The sequence below is a fragment of the Streptomyces sp. NBC_01463 genome, from assembly GCA_036227345.1.
Taxonomy (GTDB): Bacteria; Actinomycetota; Actinomycetes; order Streptomycetales; family Streptomycetaceae; genus Streptomyces.
In genome coordinates, this window is record CP109468.1 from 6,064,905 (window position 1) to 6,088,149 (window position 23,245).

22 protein-coding genes are annotated in these 23,245 nt (G+C 71.7%); 17 read left to right on the forward strand and 5 right to left on the reverse strand.

Annotated features, from left to right (window positions below):
• The first annotated feature begins 286 nt into the window (after nucleotides 1-286).
• From OG521_26780 to OG521_26800, 5 genes are all read left to right on the forward strand, one after another.
• On the forward strand, nucleotides 287-1,396 hold the full coding sequence (locus OG521_26780; GenBank protein ID WUW24176.1) for a PfkB family carbohydrate kinase: 1,110 nt from the start codon (nucleotides 287-289) through the stop codon (nucleotides 1,394-1,396).
• Nucleotides 1,397-1,527: 131 nt separating this feature from the next.
• On the forward strand, nucleotides 1,528-2,577 hold the full coding sequence (locus OG521_26785; GenBank protein WUW24177.1) for a PhoH family protein: 1,050 nt from the start codon (nucleotides 1,528-1,530) through the stop codon (nucleotides 2,575-2,577).
• A gap of 9 nt (nucleotides 2,578-2,586) precedes the next feature.
• Nucleotides 2,587-3,084: an rRNA maturation RNase YbeY gene (gene ybeY, locus OG521_26790; protein WUW24178.1), complete on the forward strand. Its 498-nt coding sequence runs from the start codon at nucleotides 2,587-2,589 to the stop codon at nucleotides 3,082-3,084.
• Complete coding sequence (locus tag OG521_26795) at nucleotides 3,081-4,373, forward strand: hemolysin family protein (protein ID WUW24179.1); 1,293 nt, start codon at nucleotides 3,081-3,083, stop codon at nucleotides 4,371-4,373. Before ybeY ends, OG521_26795 begins: the two co-directional genes overlap by 4 nt.
• Nucleotides 4,370-4,723 carry an MmcQ/YjbR family DNA-binding protein gene (locus OG521_26800; GenBank protein WUW24180.1) on the forward strand — a complete coding sequence of 118 codons (354 nt, stop codon included), beginning with the start codon at nucleotides 4,370-4,372 and terminating at the stop codon, nucleotides 4,721-4,723. Before OG521_26795 ends, OG521_26800 begins: the two co-directional genes overlap by 4 nt.
• A gap of 78 nt (nucleotides 4,724-4,801) precedes the next feature.
• On the opposite strand, the gene OG521_26805 is transcribed toward OG521_26800, so the two are convergent.
• Nucleotides 4,802-6,214 carry an MFS transporter gene (locus tag OG521_26805; GenBank protein ID WUW24181.1) on the reverse strand — a complete coding sequence of 471 codons (1,413 nt, stop codon included), beginning with the start codon at nucleotides 6,212-6,214 and terminating at the stop codon, nucleotides 4,802-4,804.
• Nucleotides 6,215-6,315: 101 nt separating this feature from the next.
• Here OG521_26805 and OG521_26810 point away from each other — a divergent pair, with 101 nt between their 5' ends.
• The 5 genes from OG521_26810 to era all read left to right on the forward strand — a co-directional run bounded on the left by OG521_26810 (nucleotide 6,316) and on the right by era (nucleotide 11,311).
• Nucleotides 6,316-7,209 carry a helix-turn-helix transcriptional regulator gene (locus tag OG521_26810; GenBank protein ID WUW24182.1) on the forward strand — a complete coding sequence of 298 codons (894 nt, stop codon included), beginning with the start codon at nucleotides 6,316-6,318 and terminating at the stop codon, nucleotides 7,207-7,209.
• A gap of 54 nt (nucleotides 7,210-7,263) precedes the next feature.
• Nucleotides 7,264-7,617 (forward strand): cytidine deaminase, encoded by a 354-nt coding sequence (locus OG521_26815; protein WUW24183.1) that lies wholly within the window; start codon nucleotides 7,264-7,266, stop codon nucleotides 7,615-7,617.
• Nucleotides 7,618-7,832: 215 nt separating this feature from the next.
• Nucleotides 7,833-9,230: a WxL domain-containing protein gene (locus OG521_26820; GenBank protein ID WUW24184.1), complete on the forward strand. Its 1,398-nt coding sequence runs from the start codon at nucleotides 7,833-7,835 to the stop codon at nucleotides 9,228-9,230.
• 89 nt (nucleotides 9,231-9,319) lie between these two features.
• Entirely contained in the window at nucleotides 9,320-10,273 is a 954-nt protein-coding gene (locus tag OG521_26825; GenBank protein WUW24185.1) for a DUF916 domain-containing protein, read from the forward strand.
• A gap of 63 nt (nucleotides 10,274-10,336) precedes the next feature.
• Nucleotides 10,337-11,311 carry a GTPase Era gene (gene era, locus OG521_26830; protein ID WUW24186.1) on the forward strand — a complete coding sequence of 325 codons (975 nt, stop codon included), beginning with the start codon at nucleotides 10,337-10,339 and terminating at the stop codon, nucleotides 11,309-11,311.
• A gap of 240 nt (nucleotides 11,312-11,551) precedes the next feature.
• Here the strand turns inward: era and OG521_26835 are convergent, their stop codons facing one another.
• On the reverse strand, nucleotides 11,552-11,818 hold the full coding sequence (locus OG521_26835; protein ID WUW24187.1) for a hypothetical protein: 267 nt from the start codon (nucleotides 11,816-11,818) through the stop codon (nucleotides 11,552-11,554).
• Nucleotides 11,819-11,858: 40 nt separating this feature from the next.
• Entirely contained in the window at nucleotides 11,859-12,935 is a 1,077-nt protein-coding gene (locus OG521_26840) for a M4 family metallopeptidase (protein ID WUW24188.1), read from the reverse strand.
• A gap of 294 nt (nucleotides 12,936-13,229) precedes the next feature.
• Between OG521_26840 and leuA the strand changes: the two genes are divergently transcribed.
• The 7 genes from leuA (at nucleotide 13,230) to OG521_26875 (ending at nucleotide 21,805) form a co-directional block, all read left to right on the forward strand.
• Entirely contained in the window at nucleotides 13,230-15,032 is a 1,803-nt protein-coding gene (gene leuA, locus OG521_26845; GenBank protein WUW24189.1) for a 2-isopropylmalate synthase, read from the forward strand.
• Nucleotides 15,033-15,214: 182 nt separating this feature from the next.
• Entirely contained in the window at nucleotides 15,215-15,919 is a 705-nt protein-coding gene (locus OG521_26850; protein WUW24190.1) for a TerB family tellurite resistance protein, read from the forward strand.
• 160 nt (nucleotides 15,920-16,079) lie between these two features.
• Nucleotides 16,080-18,179, forward strand: a complete 2,100-nt coding sequence (locus OG521_26855) for an MMPL family transporter (GenBank protein ID WUW24191.1) — start codon at nucleotides 16,080-16,082, stop codon at nucleotides 18,177-18,179.
• A gap of 2 nt (nucleotides 18,180-18,181) precedes the next feature.
• Entirely contained in the window at nucleotides 18,182-19,480 is a 1,299-nt protein-coding gene (locus tag OG521_26860) for a histidine kinase (protein WUW24192.1), read from the forward strand.
• Nucleotides 19,477-20,160: a response regulator transcription factor gene (locus OG521_26865; GenBank protein WUW24193.1), complete on the forward strand. Its 684-nt coding sequence runs from the start codon at nucleotides 19,477-19,479 to the stop codon at nucleotides 20,158-20,160. The genes OG521_26860 and OG521_26865 overlap by 4 nt, the downstream gene beginning before the upstream one ends.
• Before the next feature lie 58 nt (nucleotides 20,161-20,218).
• Nucleotides 20,219-20,965, forward strand: a complete 747-nt coding sequence (recO, locus tag OG521_26870; protein WUW24194.1) for a DNA repair protein RecO — start codon at nucleotides 20,219-20,221, stop codon at nucleotides 20,963-20,965.
• A 21-nt stretch (nucleotides 20,966-20,986) separates the two neighbouring features.
• Nucleotides 20,987-21,805: an isoprenyl transferase gene (locus OG521_26875; GenBank protein ID WUW24195.1), complete on the forward strand. Its 819-nt coding sequence runs from the start codon at nucleotides 20,987-20,989 to the stop codon at nucleotides 21,803-21,805.
• Between the two features lie 46 nt (nucleotides 21,806-21,851).
• Here the strand turns inward: OG521_26875 and OG521_26880 are convergent, their stop codons facing one another.
• Together OG521_26880 and OG521_26885 are read right to left on the reverse strand one after the other, a co-directional pair.
• The gene (locus OG521_26880) at nucleotides 21,852-22,286 is read right to left on the reverse strand and encodes a transcriptional repressor (GenBank protein ID WUW24196.1); all 435 of its coding nucleotides are present in this window, start codon (nucleotides 22,284-22,286) and stop codon (nucleotides 21,852-21,854) included.
• A gap of 65 nt (nucleotides 22,287-22,351) precedes the next feature.
• Entirely contained in the window at nucleotides 22,352-23,245 is an 894-nt protein-coding gene (locus tag OG521_26885) for a metal ABC transporter permease (GenBank protein WUW24197.1), read from the reverse strand.

Sequence of the window (23,245 nt, forward strand, 5' to 3'; positions counted from 1 at the left end):
AAATACGAAAAATGCGGGGAGTCGGCACACACGTCGGTTAGATCCCCAACGGTGGTCGCGGGCCAATTTGTATCAAGTGCGCCGGGTCGGCCGAAAGCTGCCCCGGTGTGATCTGAGTCACTTATGCGTTTGCCGTGTTTCTATGCGGGTAACAGCGCATGTTTATGCAGGTCACCTCGGCGTTCGACGACCCTCCGGGACGCGGACCCGGCCCCGGCGCGGACCCGGCGCCCACCGGTACTCATCAGGCAGACTGGCCGGAACCGCCACGACCGGGGAGTGCAAGGTGAGCGCTGACATTCCAGGCATCGACCCACTGGGCGGGCTGCGCGCACCGCAGGACCCGGACTGCGACGTCTTCCTCACCGGCACGGTCTTCCTCGACATCATCTTCACCGGCCTCGACAGCGCCCCCGTGCGCGGCACCGAGTCCTGGGCGCGCGGCATGGGATCGAGCCCCGGCGGAGTCGCCAACATGGCCACCGCCCTCGCCCGCCTGGGCCTCCACACCTCGCTCGCCGCGGCGTTCGGCGACGACCACTACGGCGAGTACTGCTGGGACGCCCTGGAACAGGGCGAGGGCATCGACCTGTCCATGTCGCACACCGTCCGCGGCTGGCACTCCCCGGTGACCGTCTCCATGGCGTACGAGGGCGAGCGGACGATGGTCTCGCACGGCCACGAGGCCCCGCCCCCGCCCGCCACCGCACTCCCGGGAGCCCCCGCCGCCTTCCCCCGCTGCCCGCCCCGCGCCCGGGCCGCCGTCGCCTCGCTCGCCCCCGGCCGCAGCGAACCCTGGGTCGCCGCGGCGGCCCGCCGCGGGGCCGTGGTCTTCGCCGACGTCGGCTGGGACGAGACCGGCCGCTGGGACCTGGACGGACTCACCGACCTGGAGCACTGCCGGGCCTTCCTCCCCAACGCCGAGGAAGCCATGCGCTACACCCGCACCGACTGCCCCCGCGCCGCCGCGCACGCGCTGGCCGAACGGGTCCCGCTCGCCGTCGTCACCCTCGGTGCCGAGGGCGCGTACGCGGTCGACGCGGCCACCGGGACCACCGCGGAGGTCCCCGCGATCGAGGTCGAGGCCCTGGACCCGACCGGCGCCGGCGACGTCTTCGTCGCAGGCTTCGTCACCGGCACCCTCGCCAACTGGCCGCTCGCCGACCGCCTCGCCTTCGCCGGCCTCACCGCCGCCCTCTCCGTCCAGGAGTTCGGCGGCTCGCTCTCGGCCCCCGGCTGGGCGGAGATCGCCGCCTGGTGGCAGCGCATCCGCACCGTCACCGACCAGGACCCGGCCGCACTCCAGCGCTACGCCTTCCTCCAGGACCTGCTCCCCGCCGCCACCCGCCCCTGGCCGCTGCGCCGCGCCGTCCCCACGATCGGCTTTCGACCTTGAACCGGTCGGCTGCTCCCGGCAGGTAAAACCCCTGGTGTTGTCCGTACCAAGTCGTAGGCTGGGTACACCTGAGGTTTTCGAGCAGCGAGAACCGTGCAACGGGAGGTATGCGCAGGCCCGAGGGCCGGCCCATGACTCAGACACCCACACAGCCGCAGGCGCGTGCCCACATCAGCATCCCGGCCGCACACCCCATGGTGATGCTCCTGGGAGCGGGCGACTCGCTGCTGCGCGTGATCGAAACGGCGTTCCCGGCGGCCGACATCCACGTCCGGGGCAATGACATCAGCGCAACGGGCAATGCGGCGGAGATCGCCCTGATCCAGCGCCTGTTCGACGAGATGGTGCTGGTGCTCCGCACCGGGCAGCCGATGACGGAGGACGCCGTGGAACGGTCGATCGCGATGCTCAAGGCCAGCGAGAGCGGCAAGGCGGACGGCTCCGAGACCCCGGCCGAGGTGCTCACGCAGAACATCCTCTCCAGCCGCGGCCGCACGATCCGCCCCAAGACGCTCAACCAGAAGCGGTACGTCGACGCGATCGACAAGCACACGATCGTCTTCGGCATCGGCCCCGCCGGTACCGGCAAGACCTACCTCGCCATGGCCAAGGCGGTCCAGGCCCTGCAGTCCAAGCAGGTCAGCCGGATCATCCTGACCCGCCCGGCGGTCGAGGCCGGTGAGCGGCTCGGCTTCCTGCCCGGCACGCTCTTCGACAAGATCGACCCGTATCTGCGCCCGCTCTACGACGCCCTGCACGACATGCTCGACCCGGACTCGATCCCGCGGCTGATGGCGGCGGGCACGATCGAGGTGGCGCCGCTGGCCTACATGAGGGGCCGGACCCTGAATGACGCCTTCATCATTCTCGACGAGGCGCAGAACACCAGCGCCGAGCAGATGAAGATGTTCCTGACCAGGCTCGGCTTCGACTCGAAGATCGTCGTCACGGGTGACGTCACCCAGGTCGACCTGCCGAACGGCACCAAGAGCGGTCTGCGTCAGGTCCAGGACATCCTGGAGGGCCTCGACGACGTGCACTTCTCCCGGCTCACCTCCCAGGATGTCGTCCGGCACAAGCTGGTCGGCCGTATCGTCGACGCGTACGAGAAGTACGACAACCAGGGCGACCACGACGGCCCGGCCGGCAAGGGCCGAGGCCGTCACAACGGGAAGCAGTAGCAGCGCACCATGTCGATCGACGTCAACAACGAGTCCGGAACCGAGGTCGACGAGCAGGCGATCCTCGACATCGCCCGCTACGCGCTCGCGCGGATGAGGATCCACCCGCTCTCCGAACTCTCCGTGATCGTGGTGGACACCGAGGCCATGGAGCAGCTCCACATCCAGTGGATGGACCTGACGGGTCCGACGGATGTCATGTCCTTCCCGATGGACGAACTGCGTCCGCCGTCCAAGGACGACGAGGAGCCCCCGCAGGGGCTCCTCGGTGACATCGTGCTCTGCCCGGAGGTCGCCAAGAAGCAGGGCGAGGACGCCGAGACGCAGCACTCCATGGACGAGGAGCTCCAGCTCCTCACCGTCCACGGGGTGCTGCACCTGCTCGGCTACGACCACGAGGAGCCCGACGAGAAGGCCGAGATGTTCGGCCTCCAGGCGGCCATCGTGGACGGCTGGCGCGGCGAGCACGGGCTCACCGGTCCGTCCCCCGCACCCACCGTCTCGTGAGCCTGCCGCTCGTCCTCGGCGTCGTCCTGCTGGTCGTCGTCGGCTGGCTGGCGGCCTGCGCCGAGGCCGGCATCGCGCGTACGTCGAGCTTCCGCGCCGCCGAGGCGGTCCGCTCGGGGCGGCGCGGCAGCGACAAGCTGGAACAGGTCGCGGCCGACCCGACGCGCTATCTCAACGTCGCCCTGCTGGTGCGGGTCGCCTGCGAGATGGCCGCCGGGGTGCTCGTCACGTACGCCTGCCTGAAGGAGTTCCCGGAGACCTGGGAGGCGCTGGCCGTCGCCATGGGCGTGATGGTCCTCGTCTCCTACGTCGCCATCGGCGTCTCGCCGCGCACCATCGGCCGCCAGCATCCCCTGAACACGGCCACCGCGGCGTCGTACGTGCTGCTGCCGCTGGCCCGGATCATGGGCCCGATCCCGCAGCTGCTGATCCTCATCGGCAACGCGCTGACGCCGGGCAAGGGGTTCCGCAAGGGCCCGTTCGCCAGCGAGGCCGAGCTGCGGGCGATGGTCGACCTCGCGGAGCAGGAGTCGCTGATCGAGGACGAGGAGCGCCGCATGGTGCACTCCGTCTTCGAACTCGGCGACACGCTCGTGCGCGAGGTGATGGTGCCGCGCACGGACCTGGTCTGCATCGAGCGCTACAAGACGATCCGGCAGGCGCTGACCCTGGCCCTGCGCTCCGGCTTCTCGCGGATCCCCGTCACTGGGGAGAACGAGGACGACATCGTCGGGATCGTCTACCTCAAGGACCTGGTCCGCAAGACGCACATCAACCGGGAGTCGGAGGCCGACCTGGTCTCCACGGCGATGCGCCCGGCGGCCTTCGTGCCCGACACGAAGAACGCCGGCGACCTGCTGCGCGAGATGCAGCAGGACCGCAGCCACGTGGCCGTCGTCATCGACGAGTACGGGGGCACCGCGGGCATCGTCACCATCGAGGACATCCTGGAGGAGATCGTCGGCGAGATCACCGACGAGTACGACCGCGAACTGCCGCCGGTCCAGGAGCTGGAGGACGGCTGCTTCCGGGTGACCGCCCGGCTGGACATCGGCGACCTCGGCGAGCTGTTCGGGCTCGACGAGTACGACGACGAGGACGTGGAGACGGTCGGCGGGCTGCTCGCGAAGGCGCTGGGCCGGGTCCCGATCGCCGGTGCCTCGTCGGAGGTCGGCCTGCCCGACGGGCGACGGCTGCGGCTGACCGCGGAGTCCCCGGCGGGCCGCCGGAACAAGATCGTCACGGTGCTGGCGGAGCCGGTGGCTCCGGAGGAGGAGGCGGCGGGATGACTCCCGAGGAGCTGAAGGCGTTCTGCCTGGAGTTCAACGCGAGCGCCGAGGAGTTCCCGTTCGGGCCCGAGACATCCGTCTTCAAGGTGCTCGGCAAGGTGTTCGCGCTGACCGCGCTGGACGGGCAGCCGCTGACGGTGAACCTCAAGTGCGACCCCGACGCGGCGGTACGGCTCCGGGAGGAGTACGAGGCGGTGGTGCCGGGGTGGCACATGAACAAGCGGCACTGGAACACGGTGACGGTGTCGGGGGTGCCGGATGCGCGGCTGCGCGAGCTGATCGAGGACAGTTACGACCTGGTGGTGGCGGGGTTGCCCCGTGCGGAGCGGTTGCGGTTGGACCGGGCGTAGGCGGGTGGGTTCGGGGGCTCCGCCCCCGGGCCCCCGCTCCTCAATCGCCGGAGGGGCTTGATTTTCCGGTTGGGGGGTTCAGTTGCGCCGTAGTCCCGCTGCCACCACTCCCGCTGCCGCGATCAGCAGGGCCGCTGCCACCGCCACCACCGTGCGTACACCGTCCAGCAGTGAGGTCTGGGTCGTCGCGACCACGCCGAGCAGCGGGATGCCGATCGTCAGTCCCACCTGCTGGGTCGTGGTGACCAGGCCCGTCGCCAGGCCCTGCTCCTCGTTCGGCACGCCCGAGGTGACCGCCAGGCCGTACGCGATGATCGCGCCCAGGTGGCACATGCTGGCCAGCGAGACCGCGACGGTCGCCAGCCAGACGCCCGAGTCCGCGCCGAGGCCCAGCAGGCCCGCGATGAACAGGCCCTGGCCCAGCAATGAGAGGGACAGGGTGCGCCGGGCGCCGATGCGGCCGATCACCCTCGGGGCGTACACGCCCGCGACCACCGAGGCGGCGCCCTGCACCCCGAAGACCAGGCCGGTCCCGAAGGCCGACAGGTCCAGGACCTCCTGCAGGTACAGGGTCAGCACGAAGACGATGGTGCTCATCATCGAGAAGGTCAGTAGCCCGCCCAGATTGCCGAAGGCCACCGTGCGCCGCCGCAGCATCGGGAGCGAGACCAGCGGCGCCGACGCGCGGGACTCGACGACCACGAACGCGACGAGCAGGACGACTCCGGCGGCCAGCGCGGCCTGCACGTCCACCCGGCCGAAGCCGTGCTCGGCCGCCGTGGACAGGGCGTAGATCAGCGCCAGGAGGCCGCCGGTGACCGTGACGGCGCCCGGCACGTCGAGCCGCGGCCGGTCGGGCGTGCGGGACTCGGTGAGCAGCGCGGGGGCCGTGGCGAGGACGACGACGGCGGCCAGCGTCAGCAGCCCCATCGTGGAGCGCCAGCCCAGGGTGTCGGTGAGGGTGCCGCCCGCCACCATGCCGACGGTGAAGCCGAGGGAGAGCAGGGTGCCGCTGATGCCGAGCGCCCGGTCCCGCAGCGGGCCCTCCGGGAACGTGGTGGTGAGCAGGGACATACCGGTCGGGACGATCGCCGCGGCGCCGAGCCCCTGGAGGGCGCGTCCGGTGAGGAAGGCGGCCGGGTTCCAGGCGAGCGTGGCCAGCAGGGAGGCGGCGCCGAAGACGGCGAGGCCGGTGAGGAACAGCCTGCGGCGGCCGTAGAGGTCGGCGATCCGGCCGAAGAGCAGCAGGAATCCGCCGGAGGGCAGCGCGAAGGCGGTGATCGCCCACTGGAGTCCCGAACGGCTCAGGCCGAGGTCGTCGCCGAGGACGGGCAGCGCCACGTTCAGTACGGAGAAGTCGAGCGACACCATGAACTGGGCGGCGCACAGCACGAGGAGGACGAGCCGGGCCCGGCCGGAGAGCCGGTCCGGGGCGGGGGGTGCGGGGACGGGAGCGGTGACAGCTGCTGGGGTGGGTGAGTCGATCGCCATGGGCATGAGCCTGCGGCCGCCGGAATATCCATGGGGAGCGGGTACTTATCCTGTTGGCCGCACCACCAGGCAGGCGCCGGCCCGGACACCAGGGGGAGTACGTGGGCACACCGGCCCGGATCGCGGCGGACGCCGGCAAGGCGCACCGCCTGGGCGAACTGCGGGAGTTCCTGAGGAGCAGGCGGGCGCGGGTCAGCCCGGCCGACGCGGGTCTGCCGGACGGCGGGGCGCGACGGCGTACGCCGGGGCTGCGCCGCGAGGAGGTCGCCGTCCTCGCGGGTGTGGGCGTCTCCTGGTACCAGTGGCTTGAGCAGGGCCGGGACATCACCGTGTCGCCGCAGGTGCTGGACTCCGTGGCCCGGGTGCTGCGGCTCAGCGGCACCGAACGCCGTCATCTGTACGTGCTCGCCGGTCTCAACCCGCCGGCCCCCGAGGTCGATCCGGCGCACACGGACATGTGCGCGGGGCTTCAGCGGCTTCTCGACGGCTGGATGCCCTACCCGGCCCACATCATGGACGCGTACTGGAACGTCATCCTGTACAACGACGCGGCGTCGATGGTGATGGGGATGAGCCCGGACCGGCCGCAGAACTGTGTGATCGCCTTCTTCACCGATCCCGTGCACCGGGGCGGGGACGCGGAGTGGTGGGACACCGCCGCCCGGGTCGTCGCCCAGTTCCGGGCCGCGTGCGCGGAGTGCCCCGACGACGAGGGGTTCCGGGCGATCGTGGCCGAGGCGGCCGCGCGCAGCCCCGAGTTCGCCGAGCTGTGGGCGCGGCGGGACGTCGCGCCGGGCGGGCAGATGCGCAAGGAGCTCTCGCACCCGGACGTGGGCACGCTGGTCGTGGAGGCCACCCAGCTGCGCATCCCGGCCCGCCCCGATCTGGCGGTCGTGCTGCACAACCCCTGGCCGGACACCGGCACGGAGGAGAAACTGCGCTGGCTGGCCTCGCCGGAGGGCCGGCGCGGTGCGATGCGGCAGGTGGGGGCGTGAGGGCCCGGGGCGCCCGGGTGCCCCGGCCGCGGCCGCGCTTCGTATGCTCGGCACATGAGCGATAGCACCGACCTCGGCGCCGAGGACCGCAAGATCGTCACGCTGGCGCGCAGCGCCCGCGCCCGCAACGGTGTGCCGGAGGGCGCGGCCGTACGGGACGAGACCGGACGTACGTATGTGGCGGGGACCGTGGCGCTCGAGTCGCTGCGGCTCAGCGCGTTGCAGACGGCCGTGGCCATGGCCGTGGCCAGCGGCGCCACCTCGCTGGAGGCGGCCGCGGTCGTCTCCGACGCGCAGACCCCCTCCGACGAGGACCGGGCCGCGGTACGGGACCTGGGCGGGGCGGACACACCCGTGCTGCTCGCCGGTCCCGACGGCGTGCTGCGGCTCCGGGTGACGGCGGGCTGACCTCCGCGGCACCCTCACCCTGTGTACGAACGCCCCGCGCCCCACCGGTGCGGGGCGTTCGCACAGGATGTGCGGGAATCATGGATCTTGACAGCATCTGATGGTCCATCAGTCGGCGCATTTCGCTTCCATTGACTTCTTTTCGGCCCCAGTCATCAATGGCCCCCAGCCGGCGCGGAAGAGCCGCCGTGCCGGATCCCGCAGGAGGGGGCTCCATGCGTCCAGCCATCCGAAGATCCGACAGCCGAAGATCCGGCACCCGAGGATTCCCTCGCCGAAGCCGCCCGGACCGCGGCCGCCGCTGGGCCGCCGTGCTCGGCGTCGGCGCGCTCGTCGTCACCGGGGGAGGACTGCTCGCCGGGCCCGCCCAGGCCAGCGCGACGGCCTCGGTCGCGGTGGACTTCCCGACCCACTGCATCCCGCCCGCCATCGCCGGCATCCCGCCCATCGACGGGACGACCTCGGCCGAGATCACCGTCGACAACGCCGCCCCGAAGGTCGGCGACACGGTCACGGTGACGTACACCGTCGTCGAACCGGCCGCGAGCAACCCGGTCGACCTGGCCCTGCCCGCCGACATCATGACGCCGACCGGCAAGGTCACCGTCGGCGGTGCGCAGACCGCCGCCGTGACGGTCGCGGGCCCGAAGAAGAACGGTCCGGTGCCCGGCAAGGGCGCGTTCCCGTCGTTCTCCATGACCGGCACCTTCACCGTCACCGCGCCCGGTGAGATCACCCTCTCGCCCGGCGACTACAACATCCACACCAGCTACATCATGGAGCTGGACACGCCCTGCACGGTCACCGATCCGCCCGCTCCCGTCTCCCAGACGATCATCGCCACGGACGGCGGCGGCCAGGTCAACGAACGGGCCATCCAGCTCGGCACCGCCTCCGGCGCGGCCGGTGACCAGGTCACCGTGACCGGGTCGAAGTTCACCGCGGGCGCGTCCGTCACACTCGCCGGCCGGGCCGGGGACGCCCAGACCGGCGACACCGCGACGGTCACGGCGGACGGTTCGGGAGCCTTCACCGGACAGCTCACCGTCAACGACCCCGCGACCACCGGCGTCGTCGCCTACGAGGGCGCCGGCTGGGACGCCGCCAAGGGTGCGGGCCCCCAGGCCTACACCGTCACCGGTGGCGGCGGCGAGATCCCGGACGGCAGCCAGCGGCTGACCTCGTCCGTCAGGGCGGGCACCCTCTCCATGGCCCAGGCCGGGGACTCGGTCGCCCTGTCGGCGGTCGACTTCGGGCAGGGCGGTGCCTCCACCGGCGCCCTGCAGACCGTGACGGTCCAGGACTTCCGCGGCGGACCCGCGGGCTGGTCCCTGACCGGCAAGGTCACCGACTTCAAGGGCCCGGGCGGGGCGGTGATCGGCGCCTCCGCACTCGGCTGGAGCCCGGCCTGCGCGACGAAGTCCGGCAGCCCGAGCACCTGCGCGGCCGGATCGGAGGGAACCGTCGGCAGTGCCGGCGCGACCCTGGCGTCCACCCCGGACGGCGCGTTCACCGGCGGTGAGTTCACCGTCGACGCCCAGCTGTCGCTGGACGTGCCGGCGTACACCGCCCCCGGCGCGTACGCCGGAGTGCTCACCCTCACCCTGACGTGAGCGTGGGCGGCAGTCACTGATCAACCGGTGGGCCGGGCGCGCACCCGGCCGGCCCACCCCGCCCGAGCGTGCACCTGGGGGCCCGCACCGTGCGCAAGCTGTCCGTTCTCCTGTCGTCCCTGCTGTCCACCGCCCTGCTCCTGCTCGGCGCGCCCACGGCCGGCGCCGCCGACAACGGCAGCTGGTCGGTCTTCCCCGCCACCGCCGGCTCCGGCGCGCGGCCGTACTTCTACCTCTCCGCCGACCCCGGCGCCACCCTCACCGACAAGGTGACCGTCACCAACAAGACCGGTACGCCGCTGACCTTCCGGCTGTACGCCGCCGACGCGTACAACACGGCACGCGACGGCGGTTTCGCGGTCCGGGCGCTGGACGAGAAGCAGCGCTCCGTCGGCGCCTGGGCCAGGACCGACCGGGACCGGGTCACCGTCAAACCGCACGGCTCGGTGACTGTGTCCGTCACGATCGAGGTCCCGGAGGACGCCGAACCGGGCGACCACCCAGGCGCCCTCGTCGCCCTCGACGAGCGCATCGACCCCGCCGACGCGGGAGCCGTCGCCGTCGGCATCCGCAAGGCGGTCGGCGCCCGGATCTATCTGCGGGTGAACGGCCCGACGATGCCCGCGATCTCCGTCGAAGACGTCAAGGTCGAGCACACCCAGCCGCTCGTCCCGGGTACCGGGAAGTCCCGCGCCGTCATCTCGTACACGCTGCACAACCGCGGCAACGTCACCCTCAGCCCCAAGGTCGCCCTCAAGGCCGAGGGCCTCTTCGGCCGCACCCTGCTGGCCCGGGACCTCAAGCGCATCCCGTCCGAGCTGCTGCCCCGCCAGCAGGTCCGGCTCACCGAGGAGTGGAAGGGCGCGCCGCAGGTCGAGTGGGGTGAGATCAAGCTGACCGCGAGCGCCCGCGACAGCCGCGAGTCCGCCGCCGTCTCCTACTTCGCCCTGCCGTGGCTGGTCGCCGGAGCGCTACTGGTGGTCCTCGCCGGTGGTGCGGCGCTCTGGATACGGGCCCGCCGCAACCGCCGTTCCACGGCCTGAGACGAGGGGCACCATGGCCACGGCGGCGGCCATGGTGCCCCGCGACCGCCGGGATCGGGGACAATGGGCGCCATGAGCGCTCGACCTAACCCTGAAGCCGCTGCGCAGCAGGCTGAGAACACCGCCCCTCACCGGGCCGGTTTCGCCTGCTTCGTGGGCCGTCCCAACGCGGGCAAGTCCACCCTTACGAACGCTCTGGTCGGCCAGAAGGTGGCGATCACGTCCAACCGGCCCCAGACGACCCGGCACACCGTGCGCGGCATCGTGCACCGTCCGGACGCGCAGCTGATCCTGGTCGACACCCCCGGCCTCCACAAGCCGCGCACCCTGCTGGGCGAGCGTCTCAACGACGTCGTGCGCACCACCTGGGCCGAGGTCGACGTCATCGGCTTCTGCCTGCCCGCCGACCAGAAGCTCGGCCCCGGCGACAAGTACATCGTCAAGGAACTCGCGGGCATCAAGAAGACGCCCAAGATCGCGATCATCACCAAGTCCGACCTGGTCGAGTCCAAGCAGCTCGCCGAACAGCTGCTGGCCGTATCCCGCCTCGGCGAGGAGCTCGGCTTCGAGTGGGCGGAGATCATCCCCGTCTCGGCCGTCGAGGACAACCAGGTCGGCCTGCTCGCCGACCTGATCGCCCCGCTGCTCCCCGAGAGCCCGCCCCTCTACCCGGAGGGCGACCTCACCGACGAGCCCGAGATGGTCATGGTCGCGGAGCTGATCCGCGAGGCCGCGCTCGAAGGCGTACGGGACGAGCTGCCGCACTCCATCGCGGTCGTCGTCGAGGAGATGCTGCCGCGCGAGGACCGCCCGGCGGACAAGCCGCTGCTGGACATCCACGCCAACGTCTACATCGAGCGGCCCAGCCAGAAGGGCATCATCATCGGCCCGAAGGGCAAGCGGCTGAAGGAAGTCGGCACGAAGTCGCGCAAGCACATCGAGGCGCTGCTGGGCACACCGGTCTTCCTCGACCTGCACGTGAAGGTCGCCAAGGACTGGCAGCGCGATCCGAAGCAGCTGCGGAAGCTGGGGTTCTGAGCGGGGGCACGGACCGGCGGCCGGAGGCCGGCGCAGCCGTGCGAAGCCGCTGAGGCCCCTGGGGCCGAAGGGTGTGAGGGCGGCCGTGGGGATCGGTCCCGAAGCAGCTGCGGAAGCTGGGGTTCTGAGCGGGGTCACGGACCGGCGGCCGGAGGCCGGCGCAGCCGTGCGAAGCCGCTGAGGCCCCTGGGGCCGAAGGGTGCGAGGGCGGCCGTGGGGCTCAGACGTACGCCGCCCGTCTCACGCGCCCTCCTTCAGGACGCGTGAGACCAGGGCGCGCTGGGCGTCGGTCAGCCGCGGGTCCGCGCAGTGCACGGTCACGTCGCCGACCGTGATGCGGTAGCTGAAGCCGTCCGGCACGCCCGCGGGCGTGCCGTCCCGGCCGCCGGTGAGCGCCGACTCGGCCAGGGCCTCCCACTCGTGGGCGTCGGCCCGTCCGGAGGTGTCGATCTCGCGGTGGCGTGCGATGCCGGCGAAGCCGCCGGTCCTGCTCACCTGGATCCGCATGTGGTGTCCTTCCTCGACGGACGGGCCTGCCCGGTTCCGGTTACGCGGTCGGTACGCCCACCTCCGACCAGGCCTTGAGGACCGCTTCCACCTCGTCGCCCTCGCCGAAGCGGCTGCGGGCCGCCGCCACGGTCAGCCGGGCGAAGGACGCGAAGTCCGCGTCCACCGCCAGTTCACCACCTGTGAGCACATCGAACCAGAGCTGCCCGGCCCGCTCCCAGGAACTGCCGCCGAGCGCGGTCGCCAGCAGGTAGAACGCGCGGTTGGGGATGCCGGAGTTGAGGTGCACCCCGCCGTTGTCCTCGCCCGTGTGGATGTAGTCGTCCATGGAGTCCGGCTGCGGGTCCTTGCCGAGCACGTCGTCGTCGTACGCCGTGCCGGGTGCCTTCATCGAGCGCAGCGCCACCCCCTGGACGCGGGGCGCGAGCAGGCCCGCGCCGATCAGCCAGTCGGCCTGGGCGGCGGTCTGGCCCAGCGAGTACTGCTTCACCAGGGAGCCGAACACGTCCGAGACCGACTCGTTGAGCGCGCCGGACTGGCCGTAGTAGTTCAGGTTGGCGGTGTACTGGGTCAGTCCGTGCGCCAGCTCGTGCGCGATCACGTCGATGGCGACGGTGAAGTCCAGGAAGATCTCCCCGTCCCCGTCGCCGAAGACCATCTGCTCGCCGTCGAAGAAGGCGTTGTTGTACTTCTCGTCGTAGTGCACGGAGCCGATCAGCGGCAGACCCTCGCCGTCGATCGAACGGCGGCCGTAGGCGCTGAGCAGCAGTTCGAAGGTGGCGCCGAGGCCCGCGTACGCGCGGTTGACGCTGGCGTCGGAGGTGGGCTCCTCGCCCTCGGAGCGGACCTTCGTCCCGGGGAGATCCGTGCCGTGGCGGCAGTCGTAGAGCGTGCGGTCGGGTTTGCCGGACCGGTCGCCCGCGGGCGCCGGGTCGATGCGGGGCCGGACGGCGGTGGTCACCTGGCGCCGGGTGCGCCGGGCGGCGTCGGCCTCCAGGGTGCGGCGGGCGGGGCCCGCCAGGACGGGATCGTCGGACTGCGACAGCTTGTCGAGGACGTGGGGCGGCACGATGGTGCAGAAGACGGGGTGGAACCCGTGCTGAGATCGAGGCTGCATACACACGACTGTGGCAGCGTGTGATCGCAAAGTCACTGGTTGCTACCTAGATTGACGAAATAGAGTGATCCATCACTGTTCACCCGTTACCGGCACCCGATCCCGCATACTGATACGGCACCGACGTCCCGGGCGCCCCTCGGATAGTCTCGACGCATCATGCGTTTCGGGCTGCTTCTTCTTAGCTGCCGCGGCGAGGGCCTGTAGTCGTAGGCCGACCCCCTCCCCGCGGAGTCTGGTGTTGCAGCGAACACGTCGGCCGTCCCCATGAAGGACCCCGAGGAGCCCTACGCCATGACCGCAGTGAACCCCGCGCAGACCCCCGCCGAGAACGCGGTGGGCCGTCCCACGCCGATCACCAACGCCACGGGACTGCAGAAGCCGTCCGGGATGCCGGTCCACAAGTACGGCCGCTACGAGGCCGTCGAGATCCCCGACCGCACCTGGCCCGAGAAGCGGATCACCAAGGCGCCCCGCTGGCTCTCCACCGACCTGCGCGACGGCAACCAGGCCCTGATCGACCCGATGTCGCCGGCCCGCAAGCGCGAGATGTTCGACCTGCTGGTGCGCATGGGCTACAAGGAGATCGAGGTCGGCTTCCCGTCCTCCGGCGAGACCGACTTCGCGTTCGTCCGCTCCATCATCGAAGAGGGCGCGATCCCCGAGGACGTGACGATCTCCGTCCTGACGCAGGCCCGCGAGGAGCTGATCGAGCGGACCGTCGAGTCGCTGGTCGGCGCCCGCCGCGCCACCGTGCACCTGTACAACGCGACCGCCCCCACCTTCCGCCGCGTGGTCTTCCGCGGCTCCAAGGAGCAGGTCAAGCAGATCGCGGTCGACGGCACCCGGCTGGTCATGGAGTACGCGGAGAAGATCCTGGGCGAGGAGACGATCTTCGGCTACCAGTACAGCCCGGAGATCTTCACCGACACCGAGCTGGACTTCGCCCTGGAGGTCTGCGAGGCGGTCTGTGACGTCTGGCAGCCCGAGGAGGGCCGCGAGATCATCCTCAACCTGCCCGCCACCGTGGAGCGTTCGACGCCGTCCACGCACGCGGACCGGTTCGAGTGGATGTCGCGCAACCTGTCGCGCCGCGAGCACGTCTGCCTGTCCGTCCACCCGCACAACGACCGCGGCACCGCCGTCGCCGCCGCCGAACTGGCCCTGATGGCCGGTGCGGACCGGATCGAGGGCTGCCTGTTCGGCCAGGGCGAGCGCACCGGCAACGTCGACCTGGTGACGCTGGGCATGAACCTGTTCTCGCAGGGCGTCGACCCGCAGATCGACTTCTCGCAGATCGACGAGATCCGCCGCACCAGCGAGTACTGCAACCAGATGGAGGTCCACCCGCGCCACCCCTACGCGGGCGACCTGGTCTACACCGCCTTCTCCGGCTCCCACCAGGACGCCATCAAGAAGGGCTTCGACGCCATGGAGGCCGATGCGGCCGCCCGGGGCAAGGGGGTCACCGTCGATGATCTCGAGTGGGCGGTGCCGTACCTGCCGATCGACCCGAAGGACGTCGGCCGCTCCTACGAGGCCGTCATCCGGGTCAACTCGCAGTCCGGCAAGGGCGGAATCGCGTACGTCCTGAAGAACGACCACAAGCTGGACCTGCCGCGCCGGATGCAGATCGAGTTCTCCCGGATCATTCAGGCCAAGACCGACGCCGAGGGCGGCGAGGTCACGCCGACGCAGATCTGGACCACGTTCCAGGACGAGTACCTGCCCAACCCCGAGGACGCGGCGGCTCAGTGGGGCCGCGTACAGATCCGCTCCGGCCAGACCACCACCGGCTCCGACGGCCAGGACACGATCACCGTCGAGGCGACCGTGGACGGCGCGGACACCGTGCTCACCGGCACCGGCAACGGTCCGATCTCCGCGTTCTTCGAAGCGCTGCAGGCCATCGGCATCGACGCCCGGCTGCTGGACTACACCGAGCACACCATGAGCGAGGGCGCGAGCGCGCAGGCCGCCTCGTACATCGAGTGCGCCATCGACGGAAAGGTCCTGTGGGGCATCGGCATCGACGCCAACACCACGCGGGCCTCCCTGAAGGCGGTCGTCTCGGCCGTCAACCGCGCCACCCGCTGACCCGGCGCCCGAAAGGGCATGAAGTCGTACGGTCCGTGAACCCCGTCCACCCGCACCCGGGGGGCGGGGTTCGGCCATCTCCGCACGGTTGTGACGAGCGAGATGCTGACGCCGCTTCACGGATGTGGTTAACATCACGTCCAACACGGCAATGTTGCCGGAGCGTTACGGAGGTGTGCGACGTGCGGTCAGCCCTGGGACGAAGCGCCACAAAGCTGCGTATCTGCGGCACCCGCACGCTGTGGGACACCGTCGGCGACGGTGAGTTCTTCTGCCCCGGCTGCGGAGGCGACCGCAATTACCGCCGCCTCACCGGACGCCGCCGCTTCGCCGTCCTCGGCGTGCCGCTGCTGCGGCGCGGCACCGTGGGACCGGTCGTCGAATGCGCGGCCTGCCGCGCCCACTTCGACACCGAGGCGCTCGACCACCCCACCACCACCCGGTTCTCCGCGATGCTCAGGGACGCCGTCCACACCGTGGCCCTCGGCGTCCTCGCGGCCGGCGGCAGCACCTCCCGAGCGGTTCTGGAGGCCGCGGTCGAGACGGTGCGCGGCGCCGGTCTGGACGACTGCACGCAGGAGCAGCTCGCCACCGTCGTCGAGGTCCTCTCCGCCGACATCGGTCACGGCTCCGCCTTCGACCCCGCGGCCGAGGCCTGCGGCGCGGCCCTCGCCATCGAGCTCCACGAGGCGCTGGAGCCCCTCGCCCCGCACCTCGCCCCCGCCGGGCGCGAATCGATTCTGCTCCAGGGCGCCCGGATCGCCCTCGCCGACGGCCCGTACAGCCCGGCCGAGCGCGAGGTGCTGACCACGGTCGGCGGGGCGCTGCGGCTCCGCGCCGAGGACACCGCCCGGCTGCTCGCCGCGGCGGCGCGTACGCCCTCCTGAGCCCTCTCCACGACGGCCCGGCTACTCCCGCGGGAGTAGCCGGGCCGTCGTGCCCTCCCCGGCAGTAGCCGGGAAGTCGGCCCCCGGTCCGACGAATCGTCCCCGGCCCGACGGGAGTCTGGACAGGACCGGACACCCGGACGGAAGAGGGGGGCCTCCCATGAGGGCCGCAGCACAGGACAAGGACGAGCGGACGCGACCGCGGAACAGGTGGCGCATGCTGCCCTGGGCGATCGTCGCGCTCTGGGTCGCCGTGATCGCGATCGCCGGACCGCTGGCCGGCAGGCTCGGGGACGTACAGGTCAACCGGGCCGTCGATTACCTGCCGGCGAGTGCCGACTCCACCCAGGTGGCGAGGATCCAGGACACACTGCCCGGCGGCGAGTCGACCGACCTCGTGCTCGTCTACCACCGCGACGGCGGGCTGACCGCCGCCGACCGGACCGTGGCGGCCCGGCAGACCGCCGGGGTCGCCGGCGCCCACACCCTCACCGCACCGCCGCGGGCCGTGCCCTCCAAGGACGGCACGACCCTGATGTACCCGGTCTCCACGACCGAGCCCGGCCAGGATGACGAGGCGCGGACCGCGTTCGTCGACCAGGTGCGCGAGACCGTGAGGGGCGACGGCGGACTGAGCGCCGACGTCGGCGGACCCGGAGCGCTGAACGCCGACGCGCAGAAGGTTTACGGCTCCCTCGGCGGACCGCTCCTCTACACGACCGTCGCCGTCGTCGCGATCCTGCTGATCCTCATCTACCGCAGCCCGCTGCTGTGGCTGGTGCCACTCGTCGTCGCGGGTGTCGCCGACGCCCTGTCAATGGCGGTCGTCTACGGCCTCAACCGGGGCTTCGACGTCACCGTCACCGGCCAGAGCTCCGCGGTGATGACCATCCTCGTCTTCGGCGCGGGCACCGACTACGCCCTGCTGCTCGTCTCCCGCTACCGCGAGGAACTCACCCGCGTCGCCAGGCCGCACGAGGCCATGGCGGCGGCGCTGCGCGGCTGCGGACCCGCCGTCGTCGCCTCCTCCGCCACCGTCGCGGCGGGCCTCCTGTGCCTGCTGGCCGCCGATCTCACCAGCAGCCGGGGAATGGGGCCCATCGCCGCCGTCGGGGTGCTGTGCGCGCTCCTGGCCATGCTGACGCTGCTTCCCGCGGTGCTGGTGCTGCTGGGCCGCAGGGTGTTCTGGCCGCTCGTGCCGGTGTACGGCTCCGAGCCGAGGAAGCGCCGCTCCCTGTTCGCCGCCATGGGCGGCTCGGCCGGGCGCCGGCCCGTCGCGGTCCTGGTGACCGGCGGGGTGCTGCTGGGCGCGCTGTCGCTCGGGGCGTTCAACCTGCCGGGCGACCTCAAGCAGGAGGACTCCTTCACCAGCAGACCGGAATCCGTCGTCGCCATGAGCACCCTCGCCGACGCCTATCCGGGCCGCTCCGCCCAGCCGGTCACCGTGCTGGCCCCGACCGACCGGGCCGGCGCCGCACTGGCGAAGGCCCGTACGACCGAGGGCGTCGCCTCCGCCGAACGAGGCCGCAGCGGCGGCGGCTGGACCGAACTGTCCGTCGTCGCCGAGGACCCGCCCGAGTCCGCGGGGGAGCGGGACACCATCCACGCCCTGCGCGACGGACTGGACGGCAGCCACGTCGGCGGGCCCGGCGCCCAGCAGATGGACCTGGAGACCGCCAGCTCCCGGGACCTCGGAATCGTCGTCCCGCTCGTCCTGCTCTCCGTCCTGCTGATCCTGATCGTCCTGCTGCGCAGCCTCGTCGCCCCGCTGCTGCTCGTCGCCGCCGTCGTCGCCGTCTGGGGCGCCGCGCTCGGCATCGGCGGACTGCTCTTCGAACCGGTCCTCGGACTCAAGGGCACCGACCCCGGACTGCCGCTGCTCACCTTCGTCTTCCTGGTGGCCCTCGGCGTCGACTACGGCATCTTCCTGATGCACCGGGTCCGGGAGGAGGCCCGGCGCGGCGCCGAACCCACCGCGGCCGCGCTCACCGCCCTGCGCACCACCGGCGGCGTGATCGCCTCGGCCGGACTGGTGCTCGCCGCCACCTTCGCCGTCCTGACGAACATGCCGCTGACCTCCCTCGTCGAGATGGGCTTCGTCATCGCCGTCGGCGTCCTGCTCGACACCTTCCTCGTCCGCACCTACCTGGTGACCTCGGCGAGCGTGGCCCTGCAACGGAAGATGTGGTGGCCCGGCGCGCTCAGCCGTCCCCCCGCCGCACCCGCCCCGCGCGAGCAGGAACTCGTCGGGGCGCCCTGACAATGGTCCGGCCCGTACCGGAGGATGGCGGCGTGTCCACCACCGCAGGCCGCCGCGAGCGCATCCTGGCCGTCGTCAACCGCGACCCCATGCACGCGCCGCACAAGACGCGCACCGACGCCCTCGTAGCCGTGGGCGCCGGTGCGCTCTCCGCCGTCCTCGCCCTGCTCGCCGACGGCGCGGCCGCGCCCGACGCGCTCGGCTGGCTCCTGCTCATGGCCAGCGCCGCACCGCTCGTGTGGCGACGACGCAACCCCGTCCTCGCCCTGCTCGCCATGATCCCGATGCTGATGCTCTACCACGGCCTCGACAACGCCCACACGGCTCCGATGCCGCAGACCTGGATCGCCCTCTACACCGTGGCCGTGACCGGCCGCCCGCTGCGCACCCTGCTCACCGGCATCGGCGTGACGTCCGTGATGGTGACGGTGGTGCTCAGCATCGACGCCCACCAGGGGCTCGAACTGCTGCGCATCTCCGGATGGATCGTCGCCATCCTGTTCTGCGGGGTCGACGTGCGCATCTACCGCCAGTACGTCGCCTCGATGCTGGAGCGCGCAGAACGGGCCGAACGCACCCGCGACGAAGAGGCCCGGCGCCGGGTCGCCGAGGAGCGGCTGCGGATCGCCCGCGACCTGCACGACCTGCTGGCCCACAGCATCACCCTCATCGGCGTGCAGACCTCGGTCGCCTCGCACATCCTGACCGTCGACCCGGAACGGCTCGACCGCACGGCGATCGCCGCCTCGCTGGACGACATCGCCGACACCTGCCGGGAGGCCAGGGCCGAGCTCCGCACCACCCTCCAGGTGCTGCGCGACACCGGGCACGGCGGCAGCGGGACCGACCCGGACGGCCCGCTGCCCGGGCTGGCCGCGCTGCCCGGCCTCGTACGGGCCGCCGAGGCGGCCGGCGCCGGGGTCGACCTCCGGGTGGACGTACCGGAGGGCCGCCTGGCCCCGGCGACCGGAGCGGCCGCCTACCGCATCGTGCAGGAGTCCCTGACGAACGCGGTACGGCACGCGGGCCCCGGCGTCCGCATCACCGTCGCCGTCGCCCCCGCCGGCCAGGCCGCGCTGCGGGTCACCGTCACCGACGACGGCACCGGCCCGGTGGACGACGGCTCCGCGCCCGGCTTCGGCATCGTCGGGATGCGGGAGAGGGCCCGCAGCACGGGCGGCAGCCTGGCCGCCGGGCCCCGCCCCGGCGGCGGCTTCGAGGTCTCGGCGCTGCTGCCGTTCCAGGCGCAGGGAGAAGTGCGGAACCCAGCACCGCGACAGGTATCGGAGACCGCCTCATGATCCGCGTCCTGCTCGCCGACGACCAGACCCTCGTCCGGGCGGCGTTCGCGATGCTCGTCGGCTCCGCGCCGGACATGGAGGTCGTCGGCGAGGCCGCCACCGGCCTCGAAGCCGTCGCGCTCGCCCGCACCGCCCGCGCCGACCTCGTCGTGATGGACATCCGGATGCCCGAGCTCGACGGCATCGAGGCGACCCGCCGCATCGCCGCCGACGAGGACCTGGCCGGCGTGAAGGTCCTCGTCCTGACCACGTACGACACCGACGACCACATCGTCGACGCCCTGCGCGCCGGCGCCTCCGGCTTCCTGGTCAAGGACACCAGGCCCGCCGATCTGCTCGCCGCGATCAGGACGGTGGCCGCGGGCGATGCCCTGCTCTCGCCCGGCCCGACCGCCCGGCTGATCGCCCGGGTCCTCAGCGCCCCGCAGCCCCCGACCGGCACCGGCCCCGGCGGACCCGGGATGCTCTCCGACCGCGAACGCCAGGTCCTCGCCCTCGTCGCACGCGGCCTCAACAACACCGAGATCGCCGAGACCCTCGGCCTCAGCCCGCTCACCGCCAAGACCCACGTCAGCCGGATCATGGGCAAACTGGGCGCCCGCGACCGGGCCCAGCTGGTGATCGTCGCCTACGAATCCGGTCTCGTCGTGCCCGCGGGAGGCGGCGCGGACCGGAACTGACCGGACCGGGTTGCGGGGGCGGGCCCGCCAGGCCGCCCGCGTACCGGACAATGGAGCCATGAGCTTGTTCCGGGACGACGGCGTGGTGCTCCGCACGCAGAAGCTGGGCGAGGCCGACCGGATCATCACGATCCTGACCCGCGGCCACGGCCGGGTACGGGCCGTCGCGCGCGGCGTGCGGCGCACGAAGTCGAAGTTCGGGGCCCGGCTGGAGCCGTTCTCCCACGTGGACGTGCAGTTCTTCGCCCGCGGCAGCGAACTGGTCGGGCGCGGACTTCCACTCTGCACCCAGAGCGAGACGATCGCCCCGTACGGCGGCGGCATCGTCACCGACTACGGGCGCTACACCGCGGGCACCGCGATGCTGGAGACCGCCGAACGCTTCACCGACCACGAGGGCGAGCCCGCCGTCCAGCAGTACCTGCTGCTGGTGGGCGGCCTGCGCACACTGGCCCGCGGGGAGCACGAACCACACCTCATCCTGGACGCCTTCCTGCTGCGCTCCCTCGCCGTCAACGGCTACGCCCCCAGCTTCGACGACTGCGCCCGGTGCGGAATGCCCGGTCCGAACCGGTTCTTCTCCGTCGCGGCGGGCGGCGTCATATGCGGCGACTGCCGGGTACCCGGCAGCGTCGTACCCTCGGCTGAGGCCGTCACCCTGCTGAGCGCCCTGCTCAGCGGCGACTGGGAGACGGCGGACGCGTGCGAGGCGCGTCATGTCAGGGAGGGCAGCGGGCTGGTGTCCGCCTATCTGCACTGGCATCTGGAGCGCGGCCTGCGTTCGCTGCGGTACGTGGAAAAGTGACACAGGGAGACTGAAGAGCTCATGGCAGTACGCGGAATCCTCGGCGGCCGTAACCGGCGCGACCACAAGACCCCGGAGCCGCACCCGTCCGGTGCGGTGCCTCCGAAGATCCCCGGTGAGCTGGTGCCCAAGCACGTCGCCGTGGTGATGGACGGCAACGGCCGCTGGGCCAAGGAGCGCGGCCTGCCGCGCACCGAGGGCCACAAGGTCGGCGAGGCCGTCGTCATGGACGTGCTCAAGGGCTGCATCGAGATGGGCGTCAAGAACCTCTCGCTGTACGCGTTCTCCACCGAGAACTGGAAGCGGTCCCCGGACGAGGTGAAGTTCCTCATGAACTTCAACCGCGACGTCATCCGCCGCCGCCGCGACGAGATGGACGAACTCGGCATCCGGATCCGCTGGGTCGGCCGCATGCCGAAGCTGTGGAAGTCCGTCGTCCAGGAGCTCCAGGTCGCCCAGGAGCAGACCAAGGACAACGACAAGATGACGCTGTACTTCTGCGTCAACTACGGCGGCCGGGCCGAGATCGCGGACGCGGCGCAGCGGATCGCCCAGGACGTCGCGGCCGGCAGGCTCGACCCGTCGAAGGTCAACGAGAAGACGTTCGCGAAGTACATCTACTACCCGGACATGCCGGACGTCGACCTCTTCGTGCGCCCCAGCGGCGAACAGCGCACCTCGAACTACCTGATCTGGCAGAGCGCGTACGCCGAGATGGTCTTCCAGGACGTGCTGTGGCCGGACTTCGACCGCCGCGACCTGTGGCGCGCCTGTCTGGAGTTCGCCCAGCGCGACCGGCGGTTCGGCGGGGCCGAGGAAGCGGCGGCCGCCGGAAACTGAGCAGCGGCCGGGCCGGCGGGGGCGGACCCCCGCCGGCCCGGCCGGTTCACTCCTGCGGGCTCGCGCACTCCGCGCACGTACCGAAGACCTCCACCGTGTGCGCCACGTTCACGAAACCGTGCTGCGCCGCGATGGTCTCCGCCCACGTCTCCACCGCCGGGCCCTCGACCTCGACGGCCTTGCCGCACATCCGGCACACCAGATGGTGGTGGTGGTCACCGGTCGAACACCGCCGGTAGACGGACTCGCCCTCGGTGGTGCGCAGCACATCGACCTCGCCCGCGTCCGCGAGGGACTGCAGGGTGCGGTAGACCGTGGTCAGCCCGACCGAGTCACCGCGGTGCTTGAGCACGTCGTGCAGCTCCTGGGCGCTGCGGAACTCGTCCACCTCGTCGAGCGCCGCGGCCACGGCCGCCCGCTGGCGGGTCGACCGGCCGCGGACCGGGGCCGCGTTCGTTCCACTGATCGGCGCCGTCGCCACAGCAGCCTCCTCGTGTCGCCCGTACGTATGTCGGGCCATTGTGCCAGTCCGCACCGCTCGCCCGGTCAGACGCGGACGTCGTCCGCCGCCGGGCGGGTGGCCGGTACCTCAAGGGTGCACCGGTCGTCCGTCGTCTCGCGCCTGCGGGCACGGCTCCTGGCCAGCGGGGCGGCGAGCAGCGTCAGGGCGATGAACACCCCGATGGCGAGCAGCACGATCGTCGCGCCGGGCGGGACGTCCTGGTAGTACGACGTGATGGTGCCGGCCAGCGTCACCGCGACCCCGGTGACGACCGAGAGCACGAACGTGACCTTGAACGAGCGGGTGATCTGCTGCGCGGCGGCGACCGGGACCACCATCAGGGCGCTGACCAGCAGCAGCCCGACGACCCGCATCGCGACGGTGACGGTCACCGCGGCGGTGACCGCGATCAGCAGGTTGAGCACGCGCACCGGCAGCCCGGTGACCCGGGCGAACTCCTCGTCCTGGCTGACGGCGAACAGCTGCCTGCGCAGCCCCACCGTCACCAGCAGCACGAACGCCGCCAGCAGCGCGATCGCGGTGATGTCCTCGGAGGAGACCGTGGACAGCGAGCCGAAGAGGTACGAGGTGAGGTTGGCGTTGGAGCCGGTGTCGGAGAGGTTGATCAGCAGGACACCGCCCGCCATGCCGCCGTAGAAGAGCATCGCCAGCGCGATGTCACCGCGGGTGCGGCCGTACCAGCGGATCAGCTCCATGGTGACCGCGCCCACGACGGCGACGGCGGTGGCCATCCAGACGGGGCTGGTGGAGAGCAGGAAGCCGAGGCCGACGCCGGTCATCGCGATGTGGCCGATGCCGTCGCCCATCAGGGCCTGCCGGCGCTGCACCAGGTAGATGCCGACGGCGGGGGCGATGACGCCGACCAGGACGGCGGCGATCAGGGCCCGCTGCATGAAGGGAGGGGTGAGGAATTCCAT